Source organism: Streptomyces sp. 5K101 (assembly GCF_046506645.1).
Taxonomy (GTDB): domain Bacteria; phylum Actinomycetota; class Actinomycetes; order Streptomycetales; family Streptomycetaceae; genus Streptomyces.
Genome location: NZ_JBKFFO010000014.1, coordinates 38357 through 51644 on the forward strand (window position 1 = coordinate 38357; position 13288 = coordinate 51644).

Below are 13288 nucleotides of genomic sequence, written 5' to 3' on the forward strand. Positions count from 1 at the left end.
TTCCCATGGTGCATGACCACAGCTCAGAGGCTCGGCTGTCACGAGGCAGTTACGAAGGATACGAAGAAGACACCGCGCTGTTGCTCGCGCCGCGGCTCGCGTACTTCGTGGGCGTCGCGCGGCACGAGCATGTGACGCGGGCCGCGCAGGAGATGGGCGTGCCACAGTCGACGCTGTCGCGCGCCATGGTCCGGCTCGAACAGGACCTGGGGGTGGCGCTGTTCGCCCGCAAGGGCCGTACGGTGGCGCTCACCCCGGCCGGCCGCGCCTTCCTCACCTCGGCGGAACGGGCGCTGTCCGAGATCGAGCGGGCGGCCGAGGCGGTCCGGGCCGACGCCGACCCGCGGGCGGGCAAGGTCGCCTTCGGCTTCCTGCACACGATGGGGTCCGAGACGGTGCCGGGCCTGATCCGCGCCTTCCGCGCCGACCACCCCGGGATCCGCTTCACCCTGGTCCAGAACTACGGCGAGGCCATGATCGAACGGCTCCGGGCCGGCGAGCTCGACCTCTGCCTGACCTCACCGGTCCCGGACGCGCCCGACCTGGTCGCGCGCCGCCTCGACGAGCAGCGCCTGCGGCTGGTCGTCCCGGACGACCACCGCCTGGCCGCGCGCAGGCGCGTCCGCCTGGCGGAGGCCGCGGACGAAGCCTTCGTCACGCTCGAACCGGGCTACGGGCTGCGCCGCATCACGGACGCCCTGTGCGCGGAGGCGGGCTTCACGCCGCGCGTGGCGTTCGAGGGGGAGGAGGCGGAGACGCTGCGCGGTCTGGTGGCGGCGGGGCTGGGAGTCGCCCTCCTCCCGCCCCCGGCGGTGGCCCGCCCTGGCGTCGTCGAACTGACGGTGACGGCGCCGAGGGCGGTCCGCGAGATCGGCCTGGCGTGGCTGGACGGCCACCCGGACACGCCCCCGGTGGCGGCGTTCAAACGCTTCCTGCTCTCCCGCCGCGGCAACGTGCTGGCGTAGCCGGGCCCTTCGCGGCTCTGGCCCTGGCCCCCGCAGTCGGGTGACTGCGGGGGCCGCGCGGCGCTCCGGAGGCTTCCTGCGGCGTGATCTTGTCTATCTCGCCGAGGCAGGAATACGCTGCAACTAGTAACTCTTCTTGACTATCAAGAAGTGGGCTAATTTCTTTCGGGCGGGTGACCGCCCCTTACGCAGGAGACCCCTCATGAGCGAGAACCCTTCCGGGACCGGCCGTTTCCACACGCCCCTGACCCGCGACAACGCCGCCCTGCTCCTCGTCGATCACCAGATCGGCCTGTTCACCGGTGTGCGCGACATCGATGTCGCCACGCTGAAGCACAACGTCGCGGCCCTGGCCAAGGCCGCACAGGTGCTGGACATCCCGACCGTGGTGACCACCACCATGGCGGACGGCATGTGGGGCCCGCTCGTACCGGAGCTGGCCGAGGTCCTGCCCGTGGGTCTCGAGGTGATCGACCGCAGTACCGTCAACGCCTGGGACGAGCCCCGTGTCCGTCAGGCCGTGGAGGCCACCGGCCGCAAGAAGCTGATCATCGCCGGTATCTCCATCGAGGTCTGCCTTGCCTTCCCGGCGATCTCCGCGACGGGCGCCGGCTACGACGCGTACGCGGCCATCGACGCCTCGGGCACCTTCAGCCAGACCAAGCGCACGGCGGGTCTGCTGCGTATGCAGCAGGCGGGCGTCGTCGTCACCGACTACGCCACCACGATGGTCGAGATCCTCGCCGACAACGCCGACACCAGGGCTTACGAGGTCTACGGGGCGCTGGACATGCCGTTCGCCACGCTGGTGGGCCAGATGTCCGCCGCCTACGCCAAGAACGGCTGACCCCTCGAGCCCCCGAGCCGCTCCCGCGGCGGCGCCACCCCCGTAAGCGCGCCGCGGGAGCTCCCGCGGGTGCCGGGTTCTGCCCCCGTACGGCCCGGCATCCGGCCCCAGTCCGAAGACCTCGAACAGGAGCACCCCTCATGACCTTGTGGAACGTCACTGCCCACACGCGGCGCACCGTGGGTGACGAGGAAGTACGCGGCACCCAGACATGGGTCGTCCAGGCGCGGCGCAGCGTCGAGGCGGTGCGGCAGGTGATCGCCTGCGCCGCCGGTGAGGACGCCGTCCGGCACCGGCGGGGTGCCGCCATCGACTCCACCGCGTTCACCACCACCCGCTGGGTGAGTCCGCACGGGTCGCTGGGGCCCACGGTTCCCTGCCCACCGGCCCCGCGGGCCGGCTCACGAGCGTCGGCGACGGCGTGGAGAGCCACGTCCAGGGTGGCCGGACGGGTCTCGCCGCGGCCGCCTGATAGGGCATGATCTTGACGGTCAAGAATCACTACTAATATGCTGTGCCGGCCGCCGCAGGAGCGCTGAAGGGCTTGCCATGTCGAACGTGATCAGGGGTGCCGTACCCGTGAGGACCCGCATCCGCTACGGGTCCGCGCCCTCCCAGACCGGCGACCTGTATCTGCCGCCCGCTGAAGGGGCCCGCCCTGTCGCGCTGCTCATCCACGGCGGGTTCTGGACGGCGATGCTCGACCGCAGCCAACTGGTACCTCTCGCCGACGACCTGGTGGCCCGCGGCTATGCCGTCTGGAACGTCGACTACCGCGGTCTCGGAGAGGACGGCGGCGGATGGCCCGGAACGCTGGAGGACGCCGCCGATGCCCTTGACGCGCTGGCCGGTCTCGCGGCGGGGAGCGTGACCGACGGGCAGGCGGCGGCAGGCAGGCTGGACCTGGACCGCGTCGTGGCGATCGGGCACTCCGCAGGAGGACAGCTCGCCCTGTGGCTCACCTCCCGGCCCGGGCTGCCCGCCGGGGCGCCGGGCAGCGGCGGTGCTGGGGTACCGCTCGCCGCCGCCGTTTCACTGGCAGGCGTGCTGGACCTGCGTGCCGCGGACGCGGACGAGCTGGGGGCCCGGTTCGGTGACCCGTCGGTACCGCCTCCGGCAGGTGCTCCTGCTCCGGCCCGGCCCGAACTCGCCCCGGTCCTCGCAGACATGACGCCGCACGGCACGGCAGCCGCCCTGCTCGGCGGCCGCGCGGACGACGTGCCGGACCGGTACGCGCTGGCCTCACCCCTCGAACGGCTGCCGCTCGGTGTGCCTCACCTCGTCGTCCACGGGGACGCCGATACGGGGGTCCCTCCCGCCCTGAGCCGGACGTACGTCGCCGCCGCCCGCGAACGGGGCGACCAGGTGGCATACGTCGAGGTCCCGGGCGCGGACCACTTCGACGTCATCGATCCGGATCACCCGTCGTGGCAGTCGGTGGTGCGGCGGCTGCCGGACCTGCTCAAGACGGCGGGCGTTGAGCGTGCGAGCAGCACGGAATGAGGTATAGTAATAATCGTGACTGTCATTGATGAGACTATTTGGCGTCTCTCCGAGGCTCGCGCCTGCTGGCCGCGGCCTCGTCGAACTGCGCCAGCTGCTGGGCGGTGATCTCCCGGAAGGCGCCCTTGAACACGGCGTACTTCCGCTCTCCGATCGCCTCCGCGTGCCGCTGCTCGATGGCGGCCATGATCGCGTCCGACTTCTCCATCTGGTCCCGGCCCCGGCGGGTGGGCACGATCAGCTTGGCCCGCCGGTCCGAGGGGTCGGGCCGGCGCTCCACGTACTCCAGGGCTTCCAGCTCGTCGATCAGGTTGCCGATGACCTGCTTGTGCGTGCCCGACTTCCGGGAGAGTTCCGTCGCGCGGGTGCCCTCCTCGTCGAGGTAGCCCAGCACGGCCCCGTGCTGTGGCCGTAGCTCGGGATGCCCCTGTTCGGCCAGCTTGTCGAAGAGCTCCTTCTGGATCGAGAAGAGCAGGCGCGTGGACAGATTCCCGAGGTCCGGATCCTTTTGTTTCCGTTCGCTGCGTCGCACTACGGCACTCCCCTCGTAAGCGTTATTGACTGTCACCATCCGTAATAATAGTGGGCTCACGGGGGGTGGTCAGCGCTGCCGCCGCGCGCCTTGTCCGGATCTGTCCCCTCGCTCGTGCGCCTTGGCCGAAAAAATTCGGCGTGCCCGGGGCGGGATCCCCGGTCGCTGTGCGGCGACTCCTTCGGCTCCTCCGGCGCTGGACGCCAGCCTCGGAACGCCATACGATCAATTTAGTCACCTCTCGTGACTATCAATTCTCTTGGCTAACTCGTGAGGAGTCGACATGAAGACCAGTCGGAGGGCGGCCGCCCCCGTCATCGGAGTCCTGGCCGGTGCTGCGGCCGTCGGCGTGTTCCTGGGTGGGAGCGCCACCGCCACGGAGAGTGACAGCCCCAGCGATCGGTTCGCCATCCGCGAGGTGATTGACCGTCACCAGATGTACATCGATCTCAGGGACGCCGACGGCTACGCCAACCTGTACACCAAGGACGCTCGCTACCGGAGCCCGTTCGGCTCCGCGGACGGCCGGAGCGAGATCAGGGCCATGTTCATCGACCTGGCCGAGAAGGGCTTCACCAAGGGCAAGCGGCACATGACCGGACCCGCCATGATCGAGGTCAACGGCACGACCGCCACCGCCCGTTCCTGGTACTGGGTCGCGGAGACCGAGGCGGAGCACGCCGTCTACGCCACTGGTACCTACACCGACAAGCTCCGCAAGGTGAACGGCAAGTGGGAGATCGTCCAGCGCGTACAGACCCTGGACGAGCTCGCTCCGAGCGGCCGGTAACGCCGCCGATCGGACCGTTCCGCCCGTCGCAGGCCCCTCCCCCGCAGGGAGCCGACCACCGTCACCGCGCCGAGCAGACCTCGGCGCGGTGACGGCCCTGCCGGTCGCCCGTCCCCCACCAGAGGTCGTCATGTCCCAGGAAGACCGAACCACCGCCGTTCCCCCGGTCCCGCCCACGGGCGAACGCCCGGACACCGGGCCGCCCGCCGGCCGGGTGGTCGCCGCGCTTTCCGTGGCGGTGCTGGCCTACGGGCTGCTGCAGACCCTGGTCGCTCCGGCCCTGCCCACGTTCCAGCGGCACTTCCGCGTGAGCGGCGACTGGGCCGCATGGGTCTTCACCCTCTACCTGCTCTCCGGCGCGGTGCTCACCCCGGTGCTCGCCCGCTTCGGCGACCGGCGCGGCAAGCGCCGCGTCCTGCTCGCCTCCCTCGCCGTCTTCGGCGCCGGCACCGTGCTGGCGGCCTTCGCATGGAGCTTCCCGGTCCTGCTCCTGGCGCGCGCGATGCAGGGGGCCGGAGCGGCCGCACTTCCGCTGTCCTTCGGCCTCATCAGCGCCCTGCTTCCCCCGCGGCGGGCCGGCCATGGCCTCGGGATCGTCTCCGCGATGATCGGGGCGGGCACCGGGCTGGGCTTCGTCGTCGGCGGCCTCCTGGTCGACCACGCGTCATGGCGGTGGATGTTCGCCGTGCTCGCCGGCGTCATCGCGACGGCCTTTCTGCTGGTGGCCCGGTGGATTCCCGACGGCACCGCGCGCCGGGACGAACCCCAGGACACATGGGGCACCGTCCTGCTCTCGCTCGGCCTGGTGGCCCTGCTGCTCGCGATCACCCAGGGGTCGCACGCCGGCTGGCTCTCCGCCCCCGTGCTCGGCCTCTTCGCCGCCGCTGCCGTGTTCCTGGCCGCCCTGGCGGTGGCCGAGAAGCGCACGCCGCACCCCCTGCTCGAACCGCGCGTCTTCCTCGACCGGCCGATGCTGCTGACCCACTGCGCCGCGGCGCTCTTCTACGCCGCGGCTCTGATCTTCTTCCTCCTCGTGCCGACGCTCGCCCAACTGCCGGCGCACGGACCCGAAGGCGCCGCGTCGGGATTCGGCTTCACCGTCACCGCCGCCGGTCTCCTCATGCTGCCCTCGGCGCTGCTGCAGGTCCTGGTCGCACCGCTGGTGGCGGCGCTGGAGCGGACGTTCGGCCACCGCGCCCCGTTGCTCGGCGGGCTGCTGCTCGTATGTGCCGGGAGCCTGGCGTTGGCACGCTGGCATGCCACGCCGGTTCAGGTGCTGGCCGATTCCGTACTGCTGGGAGCCGGCGCCGCCCTCAGCTTCGCGGCACTGCCGTCGCTCGTGGTCCGCTTCGCTCCGGGACCCGCGATAGCCACCGCCAACGGCCTCAACACCGTCGTCCGCACCGTCGGCGGTGTCATCGGGACCCAGGTCGCCATCGCGATCCTCAGCGCCCACTCGGTCGCCGGCTCGGGACTGCCGAGCGAGGGTGCTTTCACCGTCGTGTTCGGGCTCGGCGCCGTCTTCGCGGCAGTCGGTGTGGCGGTGGTCCTGCTCCTGCCTCGCACTGCCGCCAGGCGGTGAAGCGCGCGGCGGCAGTGCGCATGCCGTGTCGACCATGGGCCCTGGGGTGGGGAGCCAGTACGCCCCGGCCGCGCCACGGCACACGCGACTGACGTCCAAGAGCGGCGATCGTACTCTCAGCGCGAGTGACTACGGCGGCGGTACGCGTATGCGAGCACCGCTGTCGCGGCAACCGAAACGAGGCTGCCGACCGTGAGCATCGCCATCCGGGTGTCTCCGCCGGACCGGGGGGCCGGCTTCGCCGGGCCGATGGTGATGCGGCCGCTCTTCTCCCGTGTGACGAGTCCACTGGCGAGGGTCAGTTGTGCGGTCCACTCACCGTCCGGCAGGCGCGGGTCGAGTGTGGCCTTCGTCAGCGTCCGTCGGCCCGGGCCGACGGTGCCTGCCTTGACGTGGAACGGGCCGGCGGACACCCCGCCCGGCCCGTGGGACAGGGTGAGTTTGCCCGTGAGGTCGAGGGCCCGCCCACCGGTGTTCTTCACTCGGGCCGTGACCACCGGTACGCCGTTCCTGGCGCGTGCGCCGGTCAGATCCTCGATGCGGAAGTCGGAGCGCGGTTCCCCGCCGGGCCCGACGGACAGATAGATGCGCACCCCGGCGCGGGCCACGTGGTGCACCTGCTGTGTGGGGTCGCGCTGGGGACTGATCTCCGCCCAGATGACTCCGTAGTGTTCACCGCCGGTCGCATCCTTCGCCACGGTGACCTCGGTCCACACTTTCGCCGTCTCGTCGGGTTCCAGGACGAGTTCGCTGTGCTCGAGCCTCACCCATCTGGTGAGCTCGTTGCCCGTACGACCGTGGGCGAAGGCGAAGCCGTCCTTGTGGACCGCTGCGGCGGCGGGATAGAGCTACGTCGAGCGCGGGATCCACCGCCTCAAGCATCATCGGGCCGGGACTACGAGATACGACCAGCTCGCCGCCCGCTACGAGGCGACGGTGCTGGTCGCAGTCCTCAACGAGTGGCCGTGACCAGCACTTTCCCCAGGAACTCTACGAGCGCAAGGCGCGGCCGAAGCCCGCCGCCAACGGCATGCGCAGGCCCAGCGGCGGCGGAGCCGCCAGCGCGTCCGCCACCGGGCGCGCGTACGTCCGCGTGAACAGCGAACCCCGCACGAAGTCCGCCGCCAGCGCGAGCACTTCCTCCTGGTACTGCCGCAGCGCGTGCCCGTCCGAGTGCACCTCGAAGCGGCACGTGTCCCGGTTCGACTTCTTCGCGCGCTCCGCCAGCCGGTACGACAACTCCGGATCGGTGACGCGGTCGTTCGTGCCGTGCACGATCAGCACCTGGCGGCCCGCCAGCTGCTCCACCGGCTCCGGCTGCGCCGCCATGTCGTCCTCCGGAAGCCACGGTGCCAGTGCCAGGACCGAGTTGACCGCCGGGTGGCCCGCCGCGCGCAGGGCGGCCCGGCCGCCCATGCCGTGTCCCGCCAGGCACACGGGGACGTCGCCGTAGCGGCGTACGACCTCCTCCACCGCCCAGCTCGTGTCCGCCGCGAGACGCGCGTCCGGGCCGTTCCAGCCGCGTGAGCGGTACCGCACGCAGTGCACGAGCAGCCCCTCCGCGCGCCCCGCCCGCGCCAGCGCGCGGCCCAGCGGGAGCATCGCCGCGTACGACAGCGCCGATGCCCGGCGCTCCGACTCCGGCTCGCCGTCCGGCAGCAGCAGGACCACGCCCGCGACCACCGCGTCCTCGGCGCCGCGTGTGCCCGAGAGCCCGGGCAGCCGGCCCAGCCGTGCCTGCGCCGGTGTCCGTCCGGTGCGCTCCACTCGCCCAACCGCCGTCTCACGTAGGGCCGCCGACCCGACGCCCGGTTTCCCCGGACGCCCCCGCCACCGGGGCAGTGCGTGGTGTGCCATGGCCCAACAGTCTCAGAAGGCCAGGTGTACTCCACCCGTACGCGCGGTCACTGTTGCGTATCGACAGGTGTTGCCAGGGGGCGCGCTCTACGCGCGTAGGGGCTAGAGTGCGCAGATGACGAGCCAGACCCTCAATTCGCCCACCCAGGACCAGATCCGCCGCGCGCCGAAGGTCCTGCTCCACGACCACCTCGACGGCGGTCTGCGCCCCGGCACCATCGTCGAACTCGCCCGGGACGCCGGCTACGGCGCCCTGCCCGAGACCGAGCCCGACAAGCTCGGCATCTGGTTCCGCGAGGCCGCCGACTCCGGCTCCCTGGAACGGTATCTGGAGACGTTCGCGCACACCTGCGCCGTCATGCAGACCCGCGACGCGCTCTTCCGCGTGGCCGCCGAGTGCGCCGAGGACCTGGCCGAGGACGGCGTCGTCTACGCCGAGGTCCGCTACGCCCCCGAGCAGCACCTGGAAGGCGGGCTCACCCTCGAACAGGTCGTCGAGGCGGTCAACGCGGGGTTCCGGGAAGGCGAGCGCCGCGCCCGGCAGAGCGGCCACCGCATCCGCGTCGGGGCGCTGCTGACCGCGATGCGGCACGCCGCCCGCGCCCTGGAGATCGCCGAACTGGCGAACCACTACCGCGACACGGGCGTCGTCGGCTTCGACATCGCGGGAGCCGAGGCCGGTTTCCCGCCCACCCGGCACCTGGACGCCTTCGAGTACCTCAAGCGCGAGAACAACCACTTCACCATCCACGCCGGCGAGGCCTTCGGCCTTCCGTCGATCTGGCAGGCGCTCCAGTGGTGCGGGGCCGACCGCCTGGGCCACGGGGTGCGCATCATCGACGACATCGAGGTGGCCGAGGACGGCTCCGTGAAGCTCGGCCGGCTCGCCGCGTACGTGCGGGACAAGCGCATCCCGCTGGAGATGTGCCCGACGTCCAACCTGCAGACCGGCGCGGCCGACTCGTACGCCGACCACCCCATCGGCCTGCTGCGCAGGCTGCACTTCCGGACCACGGTCAACACCGACAACCGCCTGATGAGCGGCACCAGTATGAGCCGCGAATTCGAGCTGCTGACCGAGGCGTTCGGATACACGCTCGACGACATGCAGTGGTTCACCGTCAATGCCATGAAGTCGGCATTCATTCCTTTCGATGAACGACTGGCGATGATCAACGATGTGATCAAGCCCGGCTATGCCGAGCTGAAATCCGAATGGCTGTTCCGGCAGACCGCCACGAGCGGGAACTGAGCGTCCGGCGGGCCGCCGACACGCCTACACCGCAGCGGCCGGAAACGTCAATGTCCGGCCGCTTGGCGGTGTTTGCGACACCTGTGCCACGCTGACTAGCTTGCGGAGCCGCTCATGTTTCCGTCTCCAGGGAATGGTCCGAGATGAAGCGTTCCGCACAGACCCTCGGTGTCGCCGCCCTCGGCGCCGCCTTCGCCGCTGCCGGTTCCTCCGCCGCCTCCGCCGCGCCCGCACTGCCCGACGCCACCGGTGCGCCGGGGCCCGTCTCCCGGCTCGCGCCGGTCCAGGAGGTGGCCACCACCACGCTCCCGGCGGGCGCCCCGCAGTCCCTCGCCGCCGGCCAGGCCGCTGTGACGAAGTCCGCCGCCGTGCTGCCCGGCGCCCTCCAGCAGACGGCCGGCAAGGCGCTGTCGAGCGACGACGCGGCCGCGCCGGTCACCGGCCTGCTCGGCGGCCTGAAGACGGGCGAGCTGGGCGGCGGCCTGCTGCCCGGCGGCTTCACGGGCTGACGAACCGCCCGGCGTGCCACGGCGGCCGAGCGCGTGTGGGCGCACACCCGGCCAGGGTGTGCGCCCCACGGCGTTCGTGCCGCAGGCCGCCGGGGGGTCGGCACACCGCCGGCGACCAGATGGGGGAAGAGCAGCCCACCGCGTGAGCACCGGGCTGCACGCCGTCGGGAGCGTGGCCGGTGCCGGTACGCCCCCACCCGGGGTCACCAGGTTGCGGTGGCCGTCTTCTCCGACGGCAGCAGCAGCCACAGCGCCAGGTACAGCAGGAACTGCGGCCCGGGCAGCAGGCACGAGGCCACGAAGATCACGCGCATCGTCGTCGCGGACGTGCCGAAGCGCCGGGCCAGCGCTGCGCACACTCCGCCGATCATGCGGCCGTTACGGGGGCGGACAAGTGCGGCCATGGTGGGCTCCTTCGCGAGAACCGTCCGGGGAGCCCTCTCGGCGGGCTCCCGATGCGTCCATGGTCGCGCCGCGAATGGGGGCGAAGCGTCGCTCTACGGGGCGATCCCGACCCTGGAAATCGTCGGGGTCGCCCCCTGAGAGCCCTCGCCCCTGAGCAGGGCCCGGGGCTCCTGCCCACGGCCCCCCTTGCCGAGCGCGGACCCACCGCCCGGGCGCAGCAGTCTGCGGCGCAGCCGCGCGCGGCCCGCCGGGACGACGGCGAGGTGCGCGAGCGCCACGCCGCACGTGTTGAGCAGGATCGAGTCGATGTCGACGACCTGGCCCGGCACGCCGGTCTGGAGCAGCTCGATGCCGAGCGACAGGAGCGCGCCGGCGGCGACCGTACGGGCCAGCGAGGCCCACGGGGAGACGGCGAGCCGCCCGCCGGCCATGGGGAGCAGCACTCCGAGCGGTGCGAGGAGGAGCAGGCCCCCGCCGATGTGCCGGGCCGCCTGCAGCGGCCCCAGCGCCAGCGCCGCCTCGATCCCGGCGAACGGCTCCAGGTTCGCCGCGGTCACCCACAGCACGTAGCGGGGACGAAGAGTCAGCCAGGCGACGAGCAGCAGATGGAGGAGCAGGAGCACGAGCCCCGTCGCGCGGAAGCGGATGGCGGCACTGCCGCCCGAACCTTGACGCTGCACGACCCCCTAGACGCACGCTTGCCGGGAAACGGTTCCGCCGGGCTGGGAGGCGCTTCGGCGCCGTCCGGCACACAGCCGTGCCCCGGCCGGCGGGCTCAGCCGGCCGGGTCGGGCGTGTCCGTCGTCGGGACCGCCGATTCGGGGCGCTCCTTGGTCGCGTCGGGGCAGGTGTACGCGCGCGGGGCGTACTCGCCCGGGCCGCCCAGCAGTACCGAGCCGGCCGTCGCCGCCCCGTTCTCCATCAGCGTGCACACGATCTGCGCCAGCGCGGCCGGCGGCAGGTCCTCCGGCTGGCGGCTCAGGCGCAGCGTGCCCGCCGGGTCGTCGCGCCGCCCGGCGTTCAGCAGCAGCGGACCGCGTACGTAGGTCGAGAAGCCCGCCTCGTCCTCGGCCGACGACGGCTCCCGCTGGAGTTCGTCGAGCAGCGCCTGAGCGGTCGCGACCCGGTCGGCCGGAGCCTTCTCCTCCGTCGTCCCGGCCGTGCGGTCGACCGGCACCAGCTGCGAGGCGCACACCAGGTACACCCGGACCGGGACGCCCGTACGTCCGGACTGCGGGGCGATGTCCACGGCCGACACCTCGCACGGCACCCGCGAGGGCGCCGGCCCGGCCTCCACGGGCACCTGGGTGGGTCTGATCCCGCAGCCCGCGAGCGCGAGGGCGCCCGCGAGCACGGCGAGCGCGGTCACCGGTCCGCGGCCCGCCCCTGTTCTCGGGAGTATCACTGCGCGTCCTCCCCGCTCCGGTCGCCGCCGGTCCCGCTGTCCGCGTCGTCCGACCCGGCCGCCTCGCGGTGCACGAGCGCGGACGCGTCGCGCGGCAGGCGCAGCACGAAGACCGCGCCGTCGCCGTCGGGGGAGTTGGCCGCGGTGATGGTGCCGCCGTGGATGTGGGCGTTCTCCATGGCGATCGACAGGCCGAGGCCGCTCCCGTCGGAGCGCGGCCGCGACGCGCTGGCCTTGTAGAACCGGTCGAACACGTGCGGCAGGACGTCCTCGGGGATGCCCGGGCCGTGGTCGCGTACCTCGATGAGCAGCTCGTTGTCGCCCGGCCGCACCGACACCCGCACCGGGGAGCCGCCGTGCTTGAGGGCGTTGCCGATCAGGTTGGCCAGGATCACGTCGAGCCGGCGCGGGTCCAGCCGCGCCATGATCCCGCGCTCGGCGTCCAGTTCGACCGCGTCCAGCCAGGCGCGGGCGTCGATGCACGCCGTGACCTGGTCGGCCACGTCCACGGTGTCCAGGACGAGCCTGGCGGTGCCGGCGTCGAAGCGGGTGACCTCCATCAGGTTCTCCACGAGGTCGTACAGCCGCCGCGTCTCGCTCACCACGAGGTTCACGGCCGGGGCGATCATCGGGTCGAGGCTGTCGGCCTCGTCCTCCAGCACCTCGGTCACGGCGGTCAGCGCGGTCAGCGGGGTGCGCAGCTCGTGGGACATGTCGGCGACGAAGCGCCGGCTCGACTCCTCCCGCGCGCTCATGTCCGCGACCTTCTTCTCCAGCGAGGCCGCCGTCTTGTTGAACGTCCGTGCCAGCTCGGCCAGTTCGTCGGTGCCCGAGACGCGCAGCCGGGTGTCGAGCTTGCCCTCGCCGAGCCGTCGCGCCGCATCGCCGAGACGGTGCACCGGCTTGAGGACGGTCGTGGCGGCGGCCTGCGCGAGCAGCGCCGAACCGATGAGGGCCAGCAGGGTGGCGATGCCCAGCGACCAGGCCAGTGAGTTGAGGTCCTGGCGCTCCTGGTCGAGCGACTTGAACAGGTAGCCGGTCGGACCGCCGCCCGTGATCCGCGTACCGCCGACGAGATACGGCTCGCCGCCGCGCTCGGTGCGCTGCCAGTACAGGTGGTACGGCTCGGAGTTGCCGGCCCCGACGTCCTGCCGGTCGTTCACCGCGTCCTGCAGCGACCGCGGCACGTCCTTCATCGTGAACGCGTCACGGTCGGACGCTCCGATGATCGGCTTGCCCTCGGCGCGCTCGCCGATCAGCACCACGCTGAAGTCGCCGGCGGCAGCCATCTGCTCGGCGGTCTTCTGCAGTTCGGCCGGCGTCGGCCGCAGCGGCAGCGCCGCCGCCCTGTTCTGCATCTCCTGCCGGAAGTCGCCGAGCGCCGCGTCCTGGGTGCGGGTCAGCACCGCCTCGCGGTTGAGCCAGTACGCGATGCCGGAGGCGGAGACGGCCGCCGTCAGCGCCACCAGCGCGAAGACGACCACGAGCCGCAGCCGCAGACTCGTCAGGCGCAGCCCGGCGAGCAGCCCGCGCCGCGCGCCCGTCCCGCCCGCGCCGTCGTTCGTGCCGTCCGCCGCACCGCTGTTCGTGCCACCGCTCACCGAACGGCCCCGTCCGGCGCACCCGCGCCAAGCCTGTGGA

The 13288-nt window shown here is 72.2% G+C and carries 15 protein-coding genes; 8 read left to right on the forward strand and 7 right to left on the reverse strand.

Features of this window, described 5'->3' with window-relative positions; all coding sequences use genetic code 11:
- Window positions 1-5: 5 nt before the first annotated feature.
- From ACLB9X_RS25115 to ACLB9X_RS25130, 4 genes are all read left to right on the forward strand, one after another.
- A complete protein-coding gene (locus ACLB9X_RS25115; RefSeq protein WP_410362654.1) occupies window positions 6-965 on the forward strand; it encodes a LysR family transcriptional regulator in 960 nt (319 codons plus the stop codon).
- A gap of 202 nt (window positions 966-1167) precedes the next feature.
- On the forward strand, window positions 1168-1812 hold the full coding sequence (locus tag ACLB9X_RS25120) for an isochorismatase family protein (protein WP_410362655.1): 645 nt from the start codon (window positions 1168-1170) through the stop codon (window positions 1810-1812).
- Between the two features lie 140 nt (window positions 1813-1952).
- A complete protein-coding gene (locus ACLB9X_RS25125) occupies window positions 1953-2294 on the forward strand; it encodes a hypothetical protein (RefSeq protein ID WP_410362656.1) in 342 nt (113 codons plus the stop codon).
- 97 nt (window positions 2295-2391) lie between these two features.
- Complete coding sequence (locus tag ACLB9X_RS25130; RefSeq protein WP_410362657.1) at window positions 2392-3315, forward strand: alpha/beta hydrolase family protein; 924 nt, start codon at window positions 2392-2394, stop codon at window positions 3313-3315.
- Window positions 3316-3349: 34 nt separating this feature from the next.
- Here ACLB9X_RS25130 and ACLB9X_RS25135 read toward each other — a convergent pair whose 3' ends face one another.
- Window positions 3350-3847 carry a MarR family winged helix-turn-helix transcriptional regulator gene (locus ACLB9X_RS25135; RefSeq protein ID WP_410362658.1) on the reverse strand — a complete coding sequence of 166 codons (498 nt, stop codon included), beginning with the start codon at window positions 3845-3847 and terminating at the stop codon, window positions 3350-3352.
- Window positions 3848-4130: 283 nt separating this feature from the next.
- Between ACLB9X_RS25135 and ACLB9X_RS25140 the strand changes: the two genes are divergently transcribed.
- Entirely contained in the window at window positions 4131-4637 is a 507-nt protein-coding gene (locus ACLB9X_RS25140) for a nuclear transport factor 2 family protein (RefSeq protein WP_410362659.1), read from the forward strand.
- A gap of 130 nt (window positions 4638-4767) precedes the next feature.
- The gene (locus ACLB9X_RS25145) at window positions 4768-6219 is read left to right on the forward strand and encodes an MFS transporter (RefSeq protein ID WP_410362660.1); all 1452 of its coding nucleotides are present in this window, start codon (window positions 4768-4770) and stop codon (window positions 6217-6219) included.
- A 116-nt stretch (window positions 6220-6335) separates the two neighbouring features.
- Here the strand turns inward: ACLB9X_RS25145 and ACLB9X_RS25150 are convergent, their stop codons facing one another.
- On the reverse strand, window positions 6336-6986 hold the full coding sequence (locus ACLB9X_RS25150) for a hypothetical protein (RefSeq protein ID WP_410362661.1): 651 nt from the start codon (window positions 6984-6986) through the stop codon (window positions 6336-6338).
- A 223-nt stretch (window positions 6987-7209) separates the two neighbouring features.
- Window positions 7210-7890 carry an alpha/beta hydrolase gene (locus tag ACLB9X_RS25155; RefSeq protein ID WP_410362790.1) on the reverse strand — a complete coding sequence of 227 codons (681 nt, stop codon included), beginning with the start codon at window positions 7888-7890 and terminating at the stop codon, window positions 7210-7212.
- Between the two features lie 301 nt (window positions 7891-8191).
- Between ACLB9X_RS25155 and ACLB9X_RS25160 the strand changes: the two genes are divergently transcribed.
- Window positions 8192-9328 carry an adenosine deaminase gene (locus tag ACLB9X_RS25160; protein WP_410362662.1) on the forward strand — a complete coding sequence of 379 codons (1137 nt, stop codon included), beginning with the start codon at window positions 8192-8194 and terminating at the stop codon, window positions 9326-9328.
- A 143-nt stretch (window positions 9329-9471) separates the two neighbouring features.
- A complete protein-coding gene (locus ACLB9X_RS25165; protein ID WP_410362663.1) occupies window positions 9472-9837 on the forward strand; it encodes an ATP-binding protein in 366 nt (121 codons plus the stop codon).
- Between the two features lie 203 nt (window positions 9838-10040).
- Here the strand turns inward: ACLB9X_RS25165 and ACLB9X_RS25170 are convergent, their stop codons facing one another.
- The 4 genes from ACLB9X_RS25170 to ACLB9X_RS25185 form a co-directional block, all read right to left on the reverse strand.
- The gene (locus ACLB9X_RS25170; protein ID WP_410362664.1) at window positions 10041-10241 is read right to left on the reverse strand and encodes a PspC domain-containing protein; all 201 of its coding nucleotides are present in this window, start codon (window positions 10239-10241) and stop codon (window positions 10041-10043) included.
- A gap of 93 nt (window positions 10242-10334) precedes the next feature.
- On the reverse strand, window positions 10335-10922 hold the full coding sequence (locus ACLB9X_RS25175) for a VanZ family protein (protein WP_410362665.1): 588 nt from the start codon (window positions 10920-10922) through the stop codon (window positions 10335-10337).
- Window positions 10923-11017: 95 nt separating this feature from the next.
- Window positions 11018-11647 (reverse strand): hypothetical protein, encoded by a 630-nt coding sequence (locus ACLB9X_RS25180; protein ID WP_410362666.1) that lies wholly within the window; start codon window positions 11645-11647, stop codon window positions 11018-11020.
- Complete coding sequence (locus ACLB9X_RS25185; protein ID WP_410362791.1) at window positions 11644-13173, reverse strand: ATP-binding protein; 1530 nt, start codon at window positions 13171-13173, stop codon at window positions 11644-11646. The genes ACLB9X_RS25180 and ACLB9X_RS25185 overlap by 4 nt, the downstream gene beginning before the upstream one ends.
- Between the last annotated feature and the right edge of the window lie 115 nt (window positions 13174-13288).